The organism is Solibacillus sp. CAU 1738 (assembly GCF_039888725.1).
In the GTDB taxonomy this organism is placed as follows: Bacteria; Bacillota; Bacilli; order Bacillales_A; family Planococcaceae; genus Metasolibacillus.
On sequence record NZ_JBDQQN010000001.1, the window covers coordinates 377,115 to 398,778 of the forward strand.

General features: G+C 37.2%; 20 protein-coding genes and 1 other annotated feature. Of the genes, 13 read left to right on the plus strand and 7 right to left on the minus strand.

Going from position 1 to position 21,664, the window contains the following annotated elements; genetic code table 11:
• Positions 1-10 precede the first annotated feature (10 nt).
• Positions 11-1,300, minus strand: a complete 1,290-nt coding sequence (locus AAFN87_RS01855; RefSeq protein ID WP_347789284.1) for a replication-associated recombination protein A — start codon at positions 1,298-1,300, stop codon at positions 11-13.
• Positions 1,301-1,614: 314 nt separating this feature from the next.
• Between AAFN87_RS01855 and AAFN87_RS01860 the strand changes: the two genes are divergently transcribed.
• On the plus strand, positions 1,615-2,037 hold the full coding sequence (locus tag AAFN87_RS01860) for a hypothetical protein (protein ID WP_347789285.1): 423 nt from the start codon (positions 1,615-1,617) through the stop codon (positions 2,035-2,037).
• A gap of 152 nt (positions 2,038-2,189) precedes the next feature.
• On the opposite strand, the gene AAFN87_RS20000 is transcribed toward AAFN87_RS01860, so the two are convergent.
• Complete coding sequence (locus tag AAFN87_RS20000; RefSeq protein ID WP_481886444.1) at positions 2,190-2,504, minus strand: DUF7010 family protein; 315 nt, start codon at positions 2,502-2,504, stop codon at positions 2,190-2,192.
• A gap of 200 nt (positions 2,505-2,704) precedes the next feature.
• On the opposite strand from AAFN87_RS20000, the gene cymR reads away from it, so the two are divergent.
• The 4 genes from cymR to AAFN87_RS01880 all read left to right on the plus strand — a co-directional run bounded on the left by cymR (position 2,705) and on the right by AAFN87_RS01880 (position 6,208).
• Positions 2,705-3,127: a cysteine metabolism transcriptional regulator CymR gene (gene cymR / locus AAFN87_RS01865; RefSeq protein WP_347789286.1), complete on the plus strand. Its 423-nt coding sequence runs from the start codon at positions 2,705-2,707 to the stop codon at positions 3,125-3,127.
• Between the two features lie 13 nt (positions 3,128-3,140).
• On the plus strand, positions 3,141-4,283 hold the full coding sequence (locus tag AAFN87_RS01870) for a cysteine desulfurase family protein (protein ID WP_347789287.1): 1,143 nt from the start codon (positions 3,141-3,143) through the stop codon (positions 4,281-4,283).
• A gap of 60 nt (positions 4,284-4,343) precedes the next feature.
• On the plus strand, positions 4,344-5,465 hold the full coding sequence (gene mnmA, locus AAFN87_RS01875; protein WP_347789288.1) for a tRNA 2-thiouridine(34) synthase MnmA: 1,122 nt from the start codon (positions 4,344-4,346) through the stop codon (positions 5,463-5,465).
• Positions 5,466-5,548: 83 nt separating this feature from the next.
• On the plus strand, positions 5,549-6,208 hold the full coding sequence (locus AAFN87_RS01880) for a tetratricopeptide repeat protein (RefSeq protein WP_347789289.1): 660 nt from the start codon (positions 5,549-5,551) through the stop codon (positions 6,206-6,208).
• Positions 6,209-6,274: 66 nt separating this feature from the next.
• On the opposite strand, the gene AAFN87_RS01885 is transcribed toward AAFN87_RS01880, so the two are convergent.
• From AAFN87_RS01885 to hisA, 5 genes are all read right to left on the minus strand, one after another.
• Complete coding sequence (locus AAFN87_RS01885) at positions 6,275-6,643, minus strand: cupin (RefSeq protein WP_347789290.1); 369 nt, start codon at positions 6,641-6,643, stop codon at positions 6,275-6,277.
• Entirely contained in the window at positions 6,640-7,182 is a 543-nt protein-coding gene (locus tag AAFN87_RS01890) for a GrpB family protein (protein ID WP_347789291.1), read from the minus strand. The genes AAFN87_RS01885 and AAFN87_RS01890 overlap by 4 nt, the downstream gene beginning before the upstream one ends.
• Before the next feature lie 245 nt (positions 7,183-7,427).
• The gene (locus AAFN87_RS01895; protein WP_347789292.1) at positions 7,428-8,093 is read right to left on the minus strand and encodes an HAD family hydrolase; all 666 of its coding nucleotides are present in this window, start codon (positions 8,091-8,093) and stop codon (positions 7,428-7,430) included.
• A 306-nt stretch (positions 8,094-8,399) separates the two neighbouring features.
• On the minus strand, positions 8,400-8,687 hold the full coding sequence (locus AAFN87_RS01900) for a hypothetical protein (protein WP_347789293.1): 288 nt from the start codon (positions 8,685-8,687) through the stop codon (positions 8,400-8,402).
• Positions 8,688-8,705: 18 nt separating this feature from the next.
• Positions 8,706-9,461: a phosphoribosylformimino-5-aminoimidazole carboxamide ribotide isomerase gene (hisA, locus tag AAFN87_RS01905; protein WP_347789294.1), complete on the minus strand. Its 756-nt coding sequence runs from the start codon at positions 9,459-9,461 to the stop codon at positions 8,706-8,708.
• A 158-nt stretch (positions 9,462-9,619) separates the two neighbouring features.
• On the opposite strand from hisA, the gene recD2 reads away from it, so the two are divergent.
• The 8 genes from recD2 (at position 9,620) to mltG (ending at position 21,353) form a co-directional block, all read left to right on the plus strand.
• Positions 9,620-12,088, plus strand: coding sequence for an SF1B family DNA helicase RecD2 (recD2, locus tag AAFN87_RS01910; RefSeq protein ID WP_347789295.1), 2,469 nt, complete (start codon positions 9,620-9,622; stop codon positions 12,086-12,088).
• Positions 12,089-12,328: 240 nt separating this feature from the next.
• Positions 12,329-14,365 (plus strand): bifunctional diguanylate cyclase/phosphodiesterase, encoded by a 2,037-nt coding sequence (locus tag AAFN87_RS01915; protein WP_347789296.1) that lies wholly within the window; start codon positions 12,329-12,331, stop codon positions 14,363-14,365.
• A gap of 72 nt (positions 14,366-14,437) precedes the next feature.
• Positions 14,438-14,669, plus strand: a binding site (T-box leader).
• Positions 14,670-14,746: 77 nt separating this feature from the next.
• Positions 14,747-17,407: an alanine--tRNA ligase gene (gene alaS, locus AAFN87_RS01920; RefSeq protein ID WP_347789297.1), complete on the plus strand. Its 2,661-nt coding sequence runs from the start codon at positions 14,747-14,749 to the stop codon at positions 17,405-17,407.
• A 197-nt stretch (positions 17,408-17,604) separates the two neighbouring features.
• Positions 17,605-17,877, plus strand: a complete 273-nt coding sequence (locus AAFN87_RS01925; protein ID WP_347789298.1) for an IreB family regulatory phosphoprotein — start codon at positions 17,605-17,607, stop codon at positions 17,875-17,877.
• The gene (ruvX, locus tag AAFN87_RS01930) at positions 17,874-18,290 is read left to right on the plus strand and encodes a Holliday junction resolvase RuvX (RefSeq protein ID WP_347789299.1); all 417 of its coding nucleotides are present in this window, start codon (positions 17,874-17,876) and stop codon (positions 18,288-18,290) included. Before AAFN87_RS01925 ends, ruvX begins: the two co-directional genes overlap by 4 nt.
• Positions 18,291-18,558: 268 nt before the next feature.
• Complete coding sequence (locus AAFN87_RS01935; RefSeq protein ID WP_347789300.1) at positions 18,559-18,855, plus strand: DUF1292 domain-containing protein; 297 nt, start codon at positions 18,559-18,561, stop codon at positions 18,853-18,855.
• Between the two features lie 81 nt (positions 18,856-18,936).
• The gene (locus AAFN87_RS01940) at positions 18,937-19,455 is read left to right on the plus strand and encodes a DUF1292 domain-containing protein (protein ID WP_347789301.1); all 519 of its coding nucleotides are present in this window, start codon (positions 18,937-18,939) and stop codon (positions 19,453-19,455) included.
• A 779-nt stretch (positions 19,456-20,234) separates the two neighbouring features.
• The gene (gene mltG, locus AAFN87_RS01945) at positions 20,235-21,353 is read left to right on the plus strand and encodes an endolytic transglycosylase MltG (RefSeq protein WP_347789302.1); all 1,119 of its coding nucleotides are present in this window, start codon (positions 20,235-20,237) and stop codon (positions 21,351-21,353) included.
• The last annotated feature ends 311 nt before the right edge of the window (positions 21,354-21,664 follow it).

Consider the following 21,664-nt stretch of genomic DNA (forward strand, 5'->3'; position numbering starts at 1 on the left):
TGAGATCTCACTATTCTTGCTCTTTTTTAAATGATTTTAATTTCTCATAAATGCCTGCCATGCGCTTTTCTTCTCCTGCAATAACGGGCTTGTAAAATTCTGTGCCGACAAGAATGTCTGGTAAATATTGTTGGTCGGCCCATCCACCAAATGTACCGATTGGTGTGTCGTGCGGATACTTATAGCCAACATGCCCCAGCTCTTTAGCACCAGCGTAATGAGCGTCCTTTAAATGATTTGGAATATCGCCAGTTTTGCCGTTATGGATGGTTGCTATTGCAGCATCAAGTGCCTTGTAAGCAGAATTAGATTTATCGCTTAAACACATTTCGACTACTGCAGTTGCAAGAGGGATACGTGCTTCCGGTAAGCCAAGCTTTTGGGCAGCATCCGTAGCAGCGTTCACGTGAGCGCCGACAGCCGGATTAGCAAGACCAATATCTTCATATGCCATGACGAGTAGTCGTCTACATACTGCTACTAGGTCACCTGATTCTAGTAAATGGCCTAAATAATACAGTGCGGCATTGACATCACTGCCACGAACGGATTTTTGTAGTGCCGACAATAAATTATAAAAATGTGAGCCACCCTTATCACCATAAACACCAATTCGTTTTGCAAATTGTTCAATCGCGCGGTCGTTCAGCTTAGTTACTCCACCAACTTCATCTGATGCGTAGTAAACTGATTCTAATAAAGTGAGCGCTTTTCTAGCATCACCATTACAAGCTTTAGCAATTTTGCTAAGCTGTTCCTCTGTCGCAGCAACGTTTAATTTTCCTAGCCCTCGTTCTTCATCTTCAATCGCCTGCTTAAGTAAAGAAGCAACATCATCTACAGTAAGCCGTTCTAATTGCAAAATTTCACCACAGCGGGAACGAATAGCGGGGTTCACATCATGAAATGGATTTTCTGTCGTTGCCCCGATTAACACGATGGAGCCATTTTCTACATGAGGTAATAAAGTATCTTGTTGCAATTTATTAAAGCGATGGATTTCGTCTAAAAATAAAATAACTTTACCTGACATTCTTGCATCCATCACGACTTGCTCGACATCTTTTTTTCCTGCATGAGTGGCATTTAGGGCGAAAAATGGCAGCTTTGAAGTACCTGCAATAGCGCTCGCAATTGACGTTTTGCCAATGCCAGGTGGTCCGTATAGTAGCATCGAAGGGACATGACCATTGGCTATCATTTTGTACAATGCGCTATCTTTACCAATAATAGCTTGTTGCCCTACGATTTCATCTAAATTTCGTGGACGCATTTTATAGGCTAACGGTTCATTGTGCATCAATGTCACCTGCTTTCTAATTTAATATAAATTTCCGAGTAATTTAGAGAGTTCATCACCAAAAGTTTGGGTTGCTATATATGTACTGCACACTGTACTCTGAGCGGATGTTTCTTTCCTGTATAAATCTAATCTAGCTTTTATGATAACACGGCATGACTATGACATGAAACAAGTGGATATATGTAATCGATTTTAGCTTGCTGGCCGAATTTATCAATGATAGGAAAACACTTTTAAATTTAATCTAGAAATTAGGAAGCAGTTGTTGTTAAAATATTATGGGGAAAAATAAAAGGAGATGTAATGAAAGAATGTTTAAAAAAATGATTCCTTTCATTGCTGCAATGGTAATATTAACAGCTTGCAGTGATAATGAAGTAACTAAAACGAATAGCGAGGTTGCGGATACAAATCAGGAAACCGTAACATCTAATGAAAAAGTTGATCAACAACAGAATAAAGAGCAAAAAGAAAATGACGAACAACAATCTAATGAAGTTATAGAAAATAGTGAATGGACTGCGTTACCAGAGTATAATAAAATCGTTGAGCAAATCGACAACCAAGAATATACTTTTGAAACAGTAACAGATAACGAGGGGAAACGAGTATTAAATATTATTGATAAAAATGGAAAAAAACAATATAAATCTATATTTATTAAAAATACAAGTCGTTTAAAAATAATTAAAATAGATGGTGGCGGACAAATTTTCAATGAAACTTTGTCCTAATATAGAAAAAAGAAAAAAGTCATACCTTACTAGGTGTGATTTTTTCTTTTTATCTTGTCAAAATTAATTGGGATAAAAAATCAGTCAAGTTTAGTGATAATTTTATAGAAACTAAAATGACGGTCGTTGGATTTCATAGAGAAACTAGGTGATTAAACAAGACTGACTTTAAGTTCTCTTTGAATTAAAAGAACACTAATTCCATATACAATAGAAATTGCTAAAGGTACAAGAGTGAAAGCTTGATCAACAAAGAATCCACCTAAGATTAGAGCAGAAAAACAGACGCCTAAAGTAACAAATAAATAAGCTTTACTTTTATAAATCCATATATAAGGAAGAAAATGGGACCCCGCAAGTAAACCTATTGTGAAGGGAAGGTATTCAGGTATTTTCATATACACAATGATAAATACGGGTATGTAAAAAGCTTGAGGAGCTCCAACTATTCCTCCTAAAGTGGGAATTTCCTAAGAAGAATGACAACTTTATAAGTTTTTTAGTGCCCTTTTACATAGCGAAAAGTGTAATTTGATTATGCTTTGATCTACGTTAATATAGCTTTGAATTTCAAAATGTATGAAAGATGTAATCATTTCCGAGTGGAATAAAAGGAGTTATGATATACTTGAGCATATAAATGGACTAGATAAACAGAGGTGTTATAATGAAAATTTCTACAAAAGGTCGTTACGGGTTAACGATTATGATTGAATTAGCAAAGCATCATGGTGAGGGACCGATTCCGCTCCGCAAAATTGCTGCGGAAAAGGATTTATCAGAAGCTTATTTAGAACAGCTAGTTTCTCCACTACGAAATGCAGGTTTAGTAAAAAGTGTACGCGGGGCATACGGCGGTTATATGTTAGCACACCCACCTGCAAAAATCTCTGCAGCAGACGTTATTCGTGTACTGGAAGGACCTATTCAACCAGTTGAAGGAATTGAAAACGAGGAAGCGCCACAACGAGAGCTTTGGATGCGTATTCGTGATGCTGTAAAAAATGTATTAGACACAACAAATCTTGAAGATTTAGCACAATATACAGAATCATCAGAGCCGGCAGATGGCTATATGTTTTATATTTAAGGGAGTTAGGACAATGGAAACAATTTATCTTGATCACGCCGCGACAGCACCAATGACAAAAGACGTTATTACAGAAATGACATCTGCAATGACAACGGTTTACGGTAATGCATCAAGTATTCATACAGCAGGGCGTGAAGCGAGAAAGCATTTAGATGCTGCTCGCGATTCTTTGGCTAAGCAAATTGCAGCTAATCCTGCTGAAATTATTTTTACAAGCGGTGGTACAGAAGCGGATAATATGGCGATTTTCGGAACAGCTTATGCACGTCAGCACGAAGGGAAGCATATTATTACAACTGAAATCGAGCACCACGCCGTACTTCATGCATGTGAGAAGTTACAGCGAGAAGGCTTTACAATAACGTATTTACCTGTTGATCAAACAGGGCGCGTATTAGTAAGCGATCTAGAGAAAGCGTTAACTGATGATACGATTTTAGTAACGATTATGTACGGCAATAATGAAGTAGGTACAATCCAGCCTATTAAAGAAATTGGTGCGTTATTAAAGGACCACCCTGCAACTTTTCATACAGATGCGGTGCAAGCATTTGGTATTGAAACGCTTGATGTGAACGAACTCGGAGTGGATTTACTTAGTGTGTCCAGCCATAAAATAAACGGTCCAAAAGGTATCGGCTTTCTTTATGCAAAGACAGGTGTGAAGATAAATAGTTTATTGTATGGTGGCTCTCAGGAGAAAAAGCGTCGTGCAGGTACAGAAAATATTCCTGCAGCACTCGCCTTTGCGAAAGCTGCTGAGCTTGCTTCATCAAACCGTGAACAAAATCGCACTAAATATAAACATTACAAAGTGCTTTTAACAGAGCAATTCGAGAACGCGGGAATTGATTTTACGGTGAATGGTCATAGCGAATTGGTGTTACCGCATGTGTTCAACGTTACATTCTCTGGAACAGATGTCGAGTCATTTTTAATCAATTTAGATATGGCGGGCGTCCTTGTATCAAGTGGCTCAGCTTGTACAGCAGGTACAGTTGATCCATCACATGTACTAGTATCGATGTTTGGCAAGGAGGCACCTGCACTGCGCAGCTCCATTCGCTTTAGTTTCGGACAAGGATTAACAGATGAGCTTGTAAGTGAAGCCGGAAAGCGCACAGCCGCAATTGTTAATCGTCTCGTGAAATAATAAAAATAAATGCTTCGCGCCTTTTACGCGAAAGGGTTTAGATCGGAAAAGGTGATTATTATGGTAGAAACAAGAAACCCCTCACAAATCCGCGTTGTTGTCGGAATGTCAGGTGGAGTTGATTCATCAGTAGCAGCGTATTTATTAAAACAACAAGGCTATGATGTTATCGGGATTTTTATGAAAAACTGGGATGACACAGATGAAAATGGTGTATGTACAGCAACAGAAGATTACGAAGATGTAATCGCTGTATGTAACCAAATCGGTATTCCTTATTATGCAGTTAATTTTGAAAAACAATATTGGGATAAAGTATTTACGTACTTCTTAGAGGAGTATAAAGCAGGTCGTACACCAAACCCTGATGTAATGTGTAATAAAGAAATTAAATTTAAAGCATTTTTAGAGCATGCGATGAATTTAGGAGCAGATTACCTTGCAACAGGTCATTATGCGCGAGTAGAAGAGCGTGATGGTGAAGTTGTCATGCTTCGTGGTGTAGATAATAATAAAGACCAAACGTATTTCTTAAATCAATTATCACAAGATCAATTAAAGCATGTCATGTTCCCGATTGGTAATATTGAAAAGAAAAAAGTACGTGAAATCGCAGAGCAAGCTGGTCTTGCAACAGCGAAAAAGAAAGACTCAACAGGGATTTGCTTTATTGGTGAACGTAATTTCAAAGAGTTCCTTAGTCAGTACTTACCAGCACAACCGGGCAATATGGAAACATTCGATGGTAAAGTTATGGGCAAGCATGATGGTCTTATGTATTATACATTAGGTCAACGCCACGGTTTAGGTATCGGTGGCGACGGGGAACCTTGGTTTGTGCTAGGGAAAGATTTAGAGCGCAACGTTTTATATGTTGGACAAGGCTTCCACAATGATGCTGTATATTCAACGGCTTTAACTGCAGTAAAAATGGGCTTCACAACGAATAAAGAAATGCCAGCTAAATTTAACTGCACAGCTAAATTCCGCTACCGTCAAGAAGATTCACCTGTCACAGTGGAGCTTCGCGAAGACGGCACAGCTTACATTGAATTTGCAGAACCAGTACGCGCCATTACACCTGGACAAGCAGTAGTTCTATATGACGGTGAAGTATGTTTAGGTGGCGGTACAATTGATGAAGTATTTAAAAATAATGAAAAGCTGACGTATGTAGGATAAGATACAACATTATTTTACTACTGAATAAATACGGCAAAGGCTGCTCGGTGGGCGGTCTTTTGCTACGTTAGAGGAGTATATTTATGACTTTTAATGAACAAGGTATTCAAGCTTTTAAAGAAAAACGCTATGAAGATGCGGCGCAATTTTTTACTCAAGCGATTGAAGAAGCACCGGAAGAAGCAATTGGTTATGTAAACTTTGGTAACTTACTTGCAACATTAAACGATACGGAACGCGCGGAACGTTTCTTCCAAAAGGCGATTACGATAGATGAAAAGGCGGCTACAGCATATTATGGCTTAGCGAATTTGTATTATAATGCCGAGCGCTATATTGAAGCAGCTAAGCTTTATCAAAAATCAATCGAGCACGGTATTGAAGGGGCAGACGCTTACTACATGCTAGGCAAATCATTTGAGCGTGATGAGAAATATAAATTGGCATTACCATATTTGCAGCGCGCGGCAGAGCTTGCACCGAATGATTTACAAATTCGACTAGCGTACGGCATTTTACTTTGCACAATGGAAATGTTCGAACAAGCAAAGGCAGAATTGCAATTCGTCATTGATGAAGACTGGAATAATGCCGATGCACATTATAATTTAGGTGTCTTGTACGCAGTATCGACTGATAAAACAGAAGATGCGATGTACCATTTAAAGCAGGCTTTCACATTGCAACCAGAGTTTGATCAAGCAAAATACATTTACGATATGATTAGCCAGCGATTGAACTAGGCTAAATAAAAAAAAGCTCGGTGCTACTTTTTAGTAGTAACCGAGCTTTTAAGTTTGAGGGTTAAATTACATTTTTATAAATAGCTCATCCATTAAAATACAATTAGTCTCGATTTCCTTGCTTTCAATTACTAAAGCAATCAATCCGGTTTTTGTTTTTGTTTCGTGCCACTCATCTTTGTCCCACAACACTGCCTCGCCCTTTTTAATAAAAGTGAAATCACTGGAATTGCTGCGTACATAACCTTCGCCATCTAATATGACTAACATTTGTGGTACTACAGCCTGATGATAACCGACGACACCATTTTCCTCTAATGTCATCAAAGCAATTTGTGCTTCGGAATTTGTTTGGATTATTTTATTCATAAAGAAATGAGAATTAAAATGAGTAACAAAATTTCCTTTGGTACTTGCAAACTTATAAAATTTCATTCACTTACCCCCAATATTCTTTTTGAAAAAATCCGCATTACAAAATCTTCTTTGAAATTTGTGTAATCATTAATTCCCGTTGCGCGGGTTTCTAAATAAGCCTCTTTCAACTGAATATATTCAAGTTTTGCATCTTCATGTTCATTTAAATAATTTCTAAAGAAAAGGAGATTTTCCCAAAGATCATCTTTGAAATTTACGACGTGGATAAAATGCGTTTTTATTTCAAACGTTTCATCTTTGAATTTCGCAAACACTACTTCATTTGGTCTCGCTACCCGTAGACGATAAAAGCCGATTGAACGGAGTGCTTGTTCGAAGTCTCGGTTAATCTCTGAAATCTCTTTAACACCTACCAATATATCGATAATAGGCTTTGCTTTCATTTCAACAATTGCTGTACTGCCGATATGCTCAATCTGATTGTCATTTATGTTTGTAGTTTGTAAAATAGCGACCTTTATACGATCGAATTCGTTTTTCCACTCAGCATTATAAGGAACTATTTTTACTTCATCCTTTGTCAGTCCAAGTTCCATCTAACAGCCCCCTTTGTATCGACTATCGTACTTAAAATAATATTTAAAGAACAGTCTGAAAATTTACGGAATATTATGCTATAATTGAATTAACGAAAAAGGCTGTCTCAAGGAGTGGTTTACCACTTCAGTCCAGCTATATAAAAGCAAAGAAAAACGCCAGCAAGATATAATAATCCTGCTGGCATTTTTGTTATTATTAAAAAAGTAATGTTCCTTCGGTATTACTATAGGCACGAAAAACTTTAGCTTATTTCGTATGTATTAAAAAATTCTCCCAATTTCTCAACACTATCAACGATATATGTTGCCCTGGCTAGCTGCAATTCCTCGTTAGATCCGTAACCGTATGTAACCCCAATTGATTCGATGTTATTTTCAATCGCGCCGATAATATCATGCTTGCGATCACCAATCATAATAAAATACTGCGTGCTATATTGCTCAAAATGTTGCATGACAAACGCAATAATTTCGCCTTTTGCAGAACGCGTACCGTCTAAATTGCTACCGCCGATAATATCAAAATAGTGATCGATATCGAAATATTTTAATATTTCTTCCGCAAATACTGTCGGTTTTGAAGTAGCGATAGCTAGAAGATAGCCTTGTGATTTTAACATTTTTAGAAGCGTAGGAATGCCTTTATATAAGGCGTTTTCAAACATCCCAAACTTTTTGAAACGTTCGCGGTAATAGGCGATTGCTTGTGTTGACTCCGCTTGATTGAAGCCGTAAAATTCGCTGAATGAAACTTGTAGAGGTGGTCCGATAAAAGGCTCTAAGTTATTGATGTTAGGCTCGTTAATACCCATTTTCTCTAAAGCATATTGTACCGATTTTGTAATACCGATTTTCGGATCAGATAATGTACCATCTAGATCAAATAAAATGACTTTATAGTTTTTCATGAAATAACCTCTTATGTTTGAAGATTTTTGTAGTAAGTTTATTCTTAAATTTGGAATTGATTTAGTTGTGGCAACTGAAGGGCACCATATCATAAGTGCTCTTTCCTAGTACATCGCGTAAATATCGTTCGCTCAAAACCTATTTTGTTAGCTAGGAAAGCCATAAGCTATGTTTTAAATATATTCGCAGGAGCAAAATTCTATCTGTTAAGTAAGAGATGCGGGAGGCACCGAAACGAATACGATATCTATTCTTAATGCCTTACCACACTATTTAGCGTAGAACAATAATTTGAAAGCAGTTTCTTATTTTTCAATCGTCGCGTTTAATTTATAGCGTTTATTAAATTCATCTAGGAAAATGTTTAAATCGATTGTTGTAATAATAAACGGCTCTTTCTCGTAATCTTGCAGCAAACTACAAGTCGCTTTTAATGATTTTGAAAACACTAGAAGCATCATTTCGCTTTCTAAATGAATACGTAGTTCTTGTGGTGCATCACGTAAATTAATTTTGAAATAACGATCGTCAATAATACGCTCAAGGTTTGTTTCTTTAAAAGGGAATACTAAATTTTCATATATGATATTCATATTTCGCACGTCCTTTAATTATTTTTTACAATAAGAAACTACATCTGCATAGGCAAGGTCACCACCAAAAATATCGAGAGCAGAACCGATTGTGACGTGCAATTTGCCTCTAGCAATTACTTCTAACCTTTGTAAGTCCTCGATGGAGCGAACACCACCTGCGTAAGTTGTTGGAATCGATGTCCATTCGGCTAAATCACGCACTAAACTTTCCTGCATGCCACTCCGTTTGCCTTCCACATCAACCGCGTGAATAAGAAGCTCATCACAATATTTTTCAATAATACGAATCTGCTTGGCATTCACTTCGAAATCGCTAAATTTCGTCCATTTATCCGTTACGACGAACCATTTTCCATTACGAATTCGGCAGCTTAGATCAATGACGAGCTTATCTTTGCCGACTGTAGAAACTAATTTTTCAAGACGGTCCATATCGAGTGCGCCATCATGAAAAATATAAGAAGTAACTATGACGTGTGACGCACCTGCTTCGATAAATTTAGTGGCATTTTCAGCGGTAATACCTCCACCAATTTGCAATGCGTTCGGATAAGTTTTTAGTGCCGTAAGAGCAGCATCTTCATTCCCGTTGCCAAGCATAATAACATGCCCACCGGTTAATCCGTCCACTTTGAACATGTTTGCAAAATAACTTGAATCATTTTCTGAAATGAAGTTTTCAACAACTTCTTTGTCCGTGTGACCAAGTGTACTACCGACGATTTGCTTCACTTTACCATCGTGTAAATCAATACATGGTCTAAATTCCATCGTCTACCACAACACTTTCTGAATATTATTACATTTATCATACCATTCACCGATTGTGCTTTGCATAAAAATGTTATTATTCGCATGAAACATGTCATTAACTATGTGACTATGATAAAATATTCGATACAAGAAATGTTAGTTAGGGGCGAAAATAGATGGCGGAAAATCTTAATTTATTCGAATTGAATAAACTATTTGTTTTAGGTCGTCCCATCGTAACTATTTTCCATAATGCGACGAATATGTATTCAATTATTCGTGTAAAGATTCAAGAAACGAATTTGCAGTATGAAGAAAAGGAAATGATTGTAGTCGGGTATTTCCCGCCTTTAGTAGAGGACGAAATGTACCGCTTTACCGGCAATATGAAGACACATCCGAAATACGGTGTGCAATTTCAGGTAGATACATTTGAAAAAGAAGTACCAGCAACAGAGCAAGGGATTGTTCATTATTTATCGAGTGATTTATTTACAGGCATTGGACGGAAAACAGCAGAAACAATTGTCGCAAAGCTTGGTACAAATGCGTTAAAAAAAATTATGGAAGATCCGAATGCTCTTGATGTTGTGCCAAGACTATCAGAAGAGAAAAAGCAAATTATTATACAAACGATTGAACAAAATCTTGGTTTAGAGCGTGTCATGATTCAGCTAAATGAATGGGGTTTTGGCCCGCAGCTCGGTATGAAAATATACCAAACATACAGAGAGGACACAATTTCCTTATTATCTGAAAATCCGTACCGCCTAATTGAAGATGTGGACGGTGTAGGTTTTGGCCGAGCAGATGATTTAGGCGCAAAGCTAGGTATTACAGGCAATCATCCTGATCGAATAAAGGCAGCTGTATTTCACGTATTAACGAATGCGGCTCTTTCTGATGGGCATGTATATATGGAGGCTGAGCAAGTACTGCCACTAGTAAAATCGATGCTAGAGCAAAGTCAGCGCATTGAAATCCCATTTGCTGCAATTTCACAAGCTTGTATCGAAATGCGTGAGGAAAGTAAAATTTGTGGCGAAGAAACACGAATGTATTTACCGTCCTTATATTTTAGTGAGGTTGGTATTGCATCAAAAATACTAGAGCTAGTTGAACAAAATAAAAAGCAGGAAAACTTCTCGAAAGATGAGATTCGCAAAGCAATAGGTGAAGTTGAAGAACGGTACAATGTAAACTATGCACCTACTCAAGTTGAAGCGATTGAACGTGCGCTAAATTCCGCTGTCATGATTTTAACTGGTGGACCGGGTACAGGGAAAACAACTGTTATTAAAGGGCTAGTTGAAGTGTATGCGGAATTACATGGTTTGTCATTAAATCCAAAAGAATATGCCCAAAAGGAAGAGCCGTTCCCAATAGTTCTTGCTGCGCCAACAGGACGTGCGGCAAAGCGATTAGCTGAGTCGACAGAGTTACCTGCAATGACAATTCACAGACTCCTTGGCTTTACGGGTCAGGAAAAGGAAGAAGAAACAGAACGCGAGGTTGCAGGACGGTTAATAATTATCGATGAAATGTCGATGGTCGATACGTGGCTAGCACATCAGCTACTAAAAAGCTTAGCTGAAGATGTACAAGTCGTATTCGTAGGGGATCAAGACCAATTGCCACCTGTTGGACCGGGGCAAGTGTTAAAGGATTTGCTCAGCTCAAAGCAAGTTCCGACAGTTGAGTTAACAGACGTGTATAGACAAGCAGAAGGTTCTACGATCATTGATATTGCCCATCAAATTAAAAAAGGCGTCGTACCGCAAACTTTAACAGACAAAACTGCAGACCGTTCGTTTATCAAAGCGTCAGCAGATCAAGTAACGAGCGTCGTTACTCAAATTGTGAAAAGCGCGGTAGCAAAAGGCCAAGCCATTCGGGATATTCAAGTGTTAGCACCGATGTATAAAGGTCCAGCAGGCATAGATGCACTAAACAAACAAATTCAAGAGCTCGTTAATCCAAACGATGGTACACGTAAAGAGCTTGTTTTTGGAGATACAATATATCGTATTGGTGATAAAGTATTACAGTTAGTGAACCAACCAGAAAGTAACGTGTTTAACGGCGATATGGGTGAAGTTATTTCCATTATTAAGGCAAAGGAAACGATTGAAAAACAAGATTTGCTTCTCGTTTCTTATGACGGGATTGAAGTAACTTATCAACGTGGTGATTTAAACCAATTGACGCTAGCTTATTGCTGTTCCATTCATAAATCACAAGGCTCGGAGTTCCAAACGGTTATTATGCCCATCGTTCGAGGTTACTCTAAAATGCTACGCCGTAATTTGTTGTACACAGGCATTACACGTGCAAAAAACTTTTTAATATTATGTGGGGAGCCGGATGTACTTGCGCAAGGATTAGCGAAAACGGATGATTTAATGCGATTAACAAGTTTAAAAGCGAGACTAAATCCTATGGCCGTTGGAGATGTCGTAGTGGAAGATGCCCCACCTAAGCCGGTACAGCAAAAATCACAGCCTACTCAAATAGAAGAACAACAAGAAATATTTACAGTAAAAGGGGAAGCACTGCCATCTAGTTTAACTATTGAAACGGCTCCGTATGTGCACCCGCTTATCGGAATGCAAGGTATTACCCCATTTGATTTTATGGAAGAATAGGTTGTTTGTAGAGGGAAAATCAATTTAATATTTCATGGTAAATTAATTATGCTTAGAGGTAATTGATTGGCAAAAAGTAGAGCGTGTAGACAAAATCAAAATTTGTATTTGTCTACACGCTTTTTTTGAAAAGATGGTAAAAGTAATGATTAACTTGTAAAATTTGTGTTCCTCAAGCATTTCAATTAAACTATATTACGGCTCTAGTTCATTTGTTTTAGTATGCTGGGAGGTCTTTTTGTGCATTTACATATAACTGCGATACCTGAAGGATATAAAATTATTTCAGGGGAATACGCTTTGCCATTAGTTATTTTATCAGTTTTTTTCGTATGTCTATCATCTTATACGGCCATTACTATGAGTCTGCGAGCGAATAATGATAGTTTTATTAACCGCTACATTTGGACTATTTTAGCATCAATTGCAATGGGTTTTGGAATATGGTCATTACATTATGTAGGTATGCTCGCCTTTGCGCTACCTATAAAAATTGAATACAATTTAGTGTTAACAATTCTTTCGATTATCCCAGCTATGCTAGCAGCTTTTTTTGCTTTTTATTCAGTTAATAAACAAGGAACTTCACTTAAACGTGCAGTTTATAGCAGTTTACTTATGGGAATTGGAGTATGTTCCATGCATTTTATTGGCATGGCTTCGATGCAAGTAGAGGCAAAGCATACATATAATGTTGTAGGGCTAGTTATTGCAGTTGTAGCATCATTCATTTCTTTTTTTGTTTTTAGTATTTTCTATACATATATGAATCGTCAGTTTGTCCGTGTTATTATCGGGATTGTAATGGGGATATGTATTTCTATAACGCATTATGTAGCAATGTTATCAATGAAATTTTATGTACAGAATGATGTTGTTATAAAGGAACATGTAATAACGGTAGTAGATAGGTATAATTTAGCGTTGGAATTGACAATTTTATTACTAATTCTAGTAAGTTTTTTATTGTCTGCTATTTTTGCAGATAAATATGTTGAATATCGTGCGAAAAACTATGATCCACATACACATTTACCGAACTTTAACATTTTCGAAAAACGCTTAGCAAATAGAGAATATAAACAAATCGCAGTATGGCATTTTAATGAATGGACAAATATTAATCAGCAATTTGGCTATATTTTTGGTGAAGCATTTATTAAGAAAATTGCAGCAAAGTTTTTAACATTTAAGTCTCATAATGTTGATGTATACCGCATTTCACAAGATCAATTAGCCATTGCAACGAAGCAAGGAGGCAAAATGTTTGAAGTGGAAATGCGTGAGCTAGCCAAAAAGTTTGAGTACCCGTTACAAGTTCGTTCAGAACAATTGCCGATTTCAGTCGCCTGTGCGTTATCGCAGGCAAAAAATAATATTGATCCAGCAAAGCTTTATGACAATGCAATGAGTATATTCCGGCAATCTCCATCTTATAAACAGCAAGTAATTATTTATGATGAGACGGTACATAGCTCAGCGTTTGAAGAAGAGCTTGAGCAAGACATTGTGACAGCATTAAAACAAAATGAATTGTATTTAGTATATCAACCTAAAATTAATTCACTAAAAAATGAAGTCGTTGGTTTCGAAACCTTATTACGCTGGCAACATTCTAAATATGGTTTCGTTAGCCCAGCTGTGTTTATTCCGATTTTAGAAAAAACGGATAAGATTCAGCTTGTAACAGATTGGGTCATTGAAAGAGTTTGTCAACAAATTATTAATTGGCAAAAACAGCATTTACAATTCCATCATATTGCAATTAATATCCCGGGTAATTATGTTACTTCACAAAATTTAGTCGGAGTTTTAGATGAAACGATTTTACGTTACGGTGTTTTACCACAACAATTAGAATTAGAAATTACAGAAACAAGCTTTGTAAACAATGTACAAGAAGCAATTAGAGCAGTCGAATTGTTCCGTGAAAAAGGCTATTCTGTAGCACTTGATGATTTTGGTACAGGTGTTTCCTCATTATCTTATTTAAAACAAATGAATATTTCAACATTGAAAATCGATAAATCATTTATTGATGATATACCACATTCAGTGAAAGATGCATCGATTTTACGAGGAATTATTGCAATTGGTGAGTCACTAGAATTGAATATTGTTATTGAAGGTGTAGAAATAGCCGAACAAGTACAATTTATTGAAGAACATAGTATAAAGCCAATTATTCAAGGGTATTATTTTGCTAAGCCACTTGAAGCAGAGCAAGTATATAGCTGGTACGATCAATTCAATCAAAAAACTTCGCTAACGGTGTAAGAAAAGTAGTGAGCATTAACGATATTACATTGACAGCATGTGAACAATTTCATATAATTTAAGGCATAATAAATGAAAACGATGATGGAAAAAGTACGTTTTAAAGCGTGTATAGAAAGAGATTCCTTAGGCTGAAAGAATCTCCACGAAGTAAAGCCGAACAGCTACTCCAGAGTGCAGCTAATCCCTGCCGTTTGCTGACGTTACAAGCATATGAGAGATAGTTTAAAGTGTGCAGTTATTGCCGCAGTTTTAAGCTATAACTAGGGTGGTACCGCGAAAACATACAGTCTTCGTCCCTTTTTGGGATGAGGGCTTTTTTATATTCTATTCATCTTTTCAAGAGCTATATTAAACAAAATATTAGGAGGAATTTTCACTATGAAAGCATCAGATATTCGTCGTCTTTACTTAGAATTCTTTAAGGAAAAAGGGCATCACCATGAGCCATCAGCGCCGCTAGTACCAATTAATGACCCATCATTATTATGGATTAACTCAGGTGTAGCGACGTTAAAACCGTATTTTGATGGTCGCATTATTCCAGAAAATCCACGTATTACGAATGCGCAAAAATCAATTCGTACAAACGATATTGAAAACGTGGGGAAAACAGCGCGTCACCATACATTCTTTGAAATGTTAGGGAATTTCTCAATCGGTGATTATTTCAAAAAAGAAGCAATTCACTACGCTTGGGAGTTTCTAACAGATGAAAAATGGATGGGCTTTAATCCAGACTTATTAACGATTACAATTCATCCAGAAGATCAGGAAGCATATGATGTATGGCATAACGAAATCGGTATCCCAGAAGAACGTTTAATTCGTTTAGAAGGGAATTTCTGGGATATAGGAGAAGGTCCATCTGGTCCGAACTCAGAAATTTTCTATGATCGCGGCGTTGAATACGGTACAGATGAAAATGATCCAGAAATGTACCCAGGTGGAGAAAACGAACGTTACTTAGAAATTTGGAATTTAGTGTTTTCTCAATTTAATCACAACCCTGATGGCACATATACGCCACTTCCGAAGCAAAATATCGATACAGGGATGGGCTTAGAGCGTATCGTATCAGTTGTTCAAAACGTACCAACAAACTTTGATACAGATTTATTCATGCCGATTATTGAAAAAATCGAAGAATTCTCTAATCGTAAATACAAGCGACCAGGTGAAGTTGCGCTAAGTGAGATTTTTGGTTCAGAGGAAGATATTAATACACCATTTAAAGTAATTGCAGACCATATCCGTACAGTTGCATTTGCTATTGGTGATGGCGCATTACCATCAAATGAAGGCCGCGGCTACGTATTACGTCGTTTATTACGTCGTGCAGTTCGTTATGCAAAACAAATTGGTATTGAAAAGCCATTTATGTTTGAATTAGTTCCAACTGTTGGGGCAATTATGCAGGATTTCTATCCAGAGGTTACTGAAAAAACCGAATTTATCCAACGTGTGATAAAAAATGAAGAAGTGCGTTTCCACGAAACATTAGATGGTGGTCTATCTATTTTCAACGAAGTCGTAGCAGCACAAAAAGCAGCCGGCAAAACATTTATTCCAGGTGCAGATGCATTCCGTTTGTATGACACGTACGGTTTCCCGGTCGAATTAACTGAAGAGTATGCTGAAGAAGTGGGCATGACAGTTGATCATGAAGGCTTCGACGTGGCTATGGAAGAACAACGTGAACGTGCACGTGCTGCTCGACAAGATGTAGATTCGATGCAAGTACAAAATGAAGTATTAGCAAACTTAAAAGAGGAAAGTACATTTGTTGGCTTCGATACGTTAACAGCAAATACAAAAATTGCTGCAATTGTAGTAGATGGACAAGTAGCAAAAGTAGCTTCAGAAGGTCAGGAAGCATTGATTATCTTAGCTGAAACACCATTCTACGCTGAGATGGGTGGACAAATTGCAGATCACGGTTATATTTCAAACGATAGCTTCACTGCATTTGTAAAAGATGTACAAAAAGCACCAAATGGGCAACCTTTACACACAGTAGTCGTGGAATCTGGTGAAATGCAAGTTGGTGAAGACGTACATGCTGCTGTAAACCGTGAAGAGCGTAATTTAGTTATAAAAAACCACACGGCGACACATATTATGCAACGTGCGCTTAAAGATGTGTTAGGTGACCATGTTAACCAAGCTGGTTCTTATGTTGGTCCAGATCGTCTACGTTTTGACTTCTCCCACTTCGGTCAAGTTACGAAAGAAGAGCTAGCGCAAATTGAACGTATAGTAAACGAAAAAATTTGGGACGACATTGAAGTTGTGATTGCTGAAATGCCAATCGACGAAGCAAAAGCAATGGGCGCTATGGCATTATTCGGTGAAAAATACGGCGATGTAGTACGCGTTGTAGCAGTAGGTGACTATTCAATCGAGCTTTGTGGTGGTATCCACGTAAAACGATCTTCGGAAATCGGCTTCTTTAAAATCGTATCTGAAGGTGGTATTGGCGCAGGTACTCGACGAATTGAAGCGGTAACTGGAAAAGGTGCATATTTTGCTGCAAAGGAAGAAGAAGCAATCTTAGTAGAAGCTGCTAGTCATTTCAAAGCGAATCCAAAAGATCTAGTTGCGCGTGTAACAGGCTTACAAGCAGAATATAAAGAATTACAACGTGAAAATGAATCGTTATCACAAAAAATAGCTAATGCTCAAGCAGGGGCAGTGCTAGATGCAGCACAAAAAATAGGTGATGTAACAGTTCTATCAACTCGTATTGATGCAAAAGACAATAATCAGCTTCGTCAAATGATGGATGATTTAAAAGGGAAAATGGAACAAGCAGTAATCGTACTTGGTGCTGTAGACGGCGAAAAAGTCATGTTATGTGCTGGTGTAACAAAAGATTTAGTAGGTAGCAATTATCACGCAGGTAATATTGTTAAATTAGTAGCAGAAGCATGTGGAGGCAAAGGTGGCGGTCGTCCGGATATGGCTATGGCTGGTGCAAAAGATGGTTCAAAACTTGATGAAGCATTAAATTCTGTGTATGATTACGTTAAATCCATTTAATTTTGTTCAGTTGACTGAACGAAACTAGCGTGTGTCATTTATGTGAAAGCATAGCGACAGACAATATTTTGATTCGTGCGATTACATTTATATGAATTTAATTTAAATTCATTTAATTCAGCTGATAAATCGGGTATAATAAAAGAAATGGAGATGGCTATGTCCATCTCCTTATTTCTGAAAGCGAGGTGCTGGTCTTGAGTTCGTTTGATCAAACAATGAAATTTAGTTTTCCGGAAGAATCAATGGAACAAGAAGTAAAGCAAGTAATGTTAAAGGTGTACGCTTCATTAGAGGAAAAAGGCTATAACCCTACGAACCAAATTGTTGGGTATTTACTATCTGGTGATCCGGCATACATCCCTCGCCACCAGGACGCACGAAATTTAATCCGTAAGCTAGAACGAGATGAAATTCTCGAGGAGCTTGTAAAATTTTATATTAGGAAGAATACCGAGGCTACAAAATGAGGATTATGGGATTAGACGTTGGCTCGAAAACGGTCGGCGTCGCAATAAGTGATGCGCTTGGTTGGACTGCACAAGGAATTGAAACAGTTAAAATTGATGAAGAGCAACAACAATTTGGTATTGAACGTATCAAAGAGCTTGTAAAGGAATATGTTGTTACAGAGTTTGTTGTTGGCTATCCAAAAAACATGAATAATACTGTTGGCCCTCGTGGTGAAGCTTCTGAAAACTATAAAAAGCTATTAGAAGATACTTTCGGCATGCCAGTAAAACTATGGGATGAACGACTGACAACGATGGCTGCAGAACGTATGCTCATTGAAGCAGACGTAAGCCGTAAAAAGCGTAAACAAGTCATTGATAAAATGGCAGCTGTCATGATCCTACAAGGATATTTAGATAGCAAAAATTAAAAATTCTCTCATAGAGAATTTTTAATTTTCTGCCCCGAAAGTGAAACGCCAGGGGTAAAAACAAGGATTTTCTGCCCCGAAAGTGAAACGCCAGGGGTAAAAACAAGGATTTTCTGCCCCGAAAGTGAAACGCCAGGGGTAAAAACAAGGATTTTCTGCCCCGAAAGTGAAACGCCAGGGGCAAAAACAAGGATTTTCTGCCCCGAAAGTGAAGCGCAAAGGGGCAACTAAGGATACTTCCTTAAAATAACAGAAGAGGTGACCGGTAATGGAACAAGAACAACGTAATATTACAATCGTAGATGAAAGCGGCAACGAACAACTTTGTGAAATAATTCACACATTTGATTCAGAGGAATTTGGTAAATCATACGTACTATACTCATTAGTAGGTGCTGAAGAAGATGATGAAGGCCAAATCGAAATTTTCGCATCTTCATTCGTACCATCTGAAAACGGTGAAGACGGTGAATTAGAACCAATCGAAACAGAAGCTGAATGGGATTTAATCGAAGACGTATTAAATGCATTAGAAGATGAATTCGGCGACGAAGACGAAGAGTAATTTAATAAGAATATAAACACTTAATTACAACAGGGGAGGCAATCTTGCCAACTCTGTTTTCTTTTTAAGGAGGAAATGATAATGGATGAACAATTTTTTAAAGTGTTAAATGATGCAGGTGAGGAAGTACTTTGTCGTGTAATTTTTACGTTTGATGCAGAAGAATATTCATATGTATTGTATACAATTGAAGGTGAAGAAAACCCGGAAGTATCGGCATTGCGTTTTGAATTAGATGACAATGGAGAAATAGGTGAGTTATCGCCACTCGAAACAGAAGAAGAGTGGGAAATGGTTCAAGAAGTTTTAAATACGCTTGTTGATGAGTTTTCTGATGATCAAGATAATTATATGACGATAACAAATGAAGCTGGCGAGGATTTAATTTGTCATATTTTACATCGCTTTGATGCGAACGGTAAATCGTATTTATTTTATGCAATAGATGACGAGGATAATGAAGGTGAGGCACCATCAGAAGTATTCGCATCTGCATATATTGCAGGAGATAATGGCGAAGTTTCAGAGTTGTTGCCTATCGAATCTGACGAAGAATGGGCAATGATTGAGCAAGTACTTGCATCATTAGCAGAGCAATAATCAACTTGAAAAGTGTGAGGATTAGGTATTTAACCCTAAACTTCACACTTTTTTATAGTTTTAATGACTAGGGTGGTTTCAAAATTTAACGCAAAAAATTAATAAAACAGTGCAATCACGCTAAGTGCACAAATCATATGAACATGCACCTAAGATGACTCATCGCAAAGAAAACCTTACTAAGCTGTGTTACTTGGTACGTTATCGTGTTCAATGGAATAATTCAAATGGTTCAAGTGGAAATATATATAATTAAGGTGTATTCCAAAAGAATATTGTGACGACAATAGGCTGCAACACCATTAAATTAATTTATCAAGTTAAAAAAGCCTTGAGATAAATAACTTCCAATATTATATAAATAACTCATTGAATTAGATAATTAATACTACGAATTAGATAAATAACACCTGAAATCAGATAAATAAACAATGATTCACATGTAATCGAGGAAGCAATTTTGGAGTTAGATAAGAAGGTAGAGGTGTCTCCCCCGACACTCTTTTACAAGTCGCTGTAGCTCTCGGTACAAATACGTTTTTTTCGAAAACTGACGGCTGAAACCCCGCACTGAGCTCTCTTTACAAATGAAGTAGGCTGGGCAGTCAGTCGATGTTCAATTTACGGCGAAGTTAGGGTAGCGATGCATGAGCAGATACAGGACGGATGCAATAATTATTCTCGATACTATACACCAGAATTAACATAAAACCTTTTTTATTTGTCACGTTTTACATTATCTTGTATCATATTGAAAGAGAATTAAAGGGGGTTTACCCGTGGATAATGAAGAAAAAAAGAAAGAAATGTTTACGAAAATGAAAAATAGAAAAAAAGAAGTAAAAGTAGTGCGTCGTATAACAGGTGTCATTGCAATTATCGTACTTACTATTCTTATAGCAGTCGGATTTTTTAGCTATAAATATGTAACATCAGCGTTAAAGCCAGTGAATCCAGAAGCAACAAAAGAGATTGCAATTGAAATTCCAATGGGTTCAGGGATAACATCCATAGCAGCTATTTTAGAGAAAAATGGCATTATCAAGGATGCAAGAATTTTTAAATACTATACGAAATTTAAAAATGAATCACAATTCCAGGCTGGTAACTATACGATGACTCAAGCGATGACTTTAGATGAGATTATCGAAAGCTTAAAAACGGGGAAAGTGTACCGTGAACCGGTCTTTACATTAACAGTTCCAGAAGGGTTAACACTCGATCAAATTGCCGCGGTAGTAGCGAAAAAAACAGATTATACGCCCGAGCAATTTATGGAAAAAGTAACGGATAAAGCATTTATCGAAAAGTTAATGGGAGATTTTCCAAACTTACTTACGGAAGAAATATATGGTGAAAATATTCGCTATGCATTAGAAGGTTATTTATATCCAGCAACATTCCCGTTCTATGAAGAAAACCCTACTTTAGATGAAATAATCAAAGTGATGGTTTCTGCAATGAATAATATCGTGTCAGAATACCGTTCTGCGTTGGAAGAAAAAGAAATGACTGTGCACGAATTATTAACATTTGCTTCACTTCTTGAGAAAGAGGCGACTGCACAAACGGATCGTGAAACAATCGCGAGCGTTTTTTATAACCGTTTAAATATCGATATGCCACTGCAAACAGATCCAACGGTGCTTTATTCATTAGGGTCACATAAGGAACGTGTATTGTATGAGGATTTAGAAATTGATAACCCATACAACACGTATAAAAATGTTGGATTACCGCCTGGGCCAATCGCTGGAGCAGGGAAGGTTTCAATTGAGGCAGCGTTAAATCCATCGAATACGGATTATTTATACTTCTTAGCAGATGAAAGTGGGACAAACCATTTTGCTAAAACATATGAAGAACATTTAGCAAACATCGCTAAATATTTAAAATAATTTTATTTTATTGAAAAGGAATCGAATAATTACTTTATAGTTCAGTCTAAAGTAGGAACTTATTTTATACACATTTCGAGATATAATGACGATATGTGTTTATTACGAACAATGTATCTGAGTAAAGTGCATAAAACAGGTGCACAGTTCTTAATGATCCATTGCTTCTCTTGCTTTAGACATAGGACTTTTAGTAAACATTATTCGCATTCCTTTTGTTTTCATGCTATTATAAATTGTGATTTTTTGTCCTTATATATGACAAGCGACGGGCGCAAACATCATCGTTTCGCTTTTTTCTTTTGGCGAAA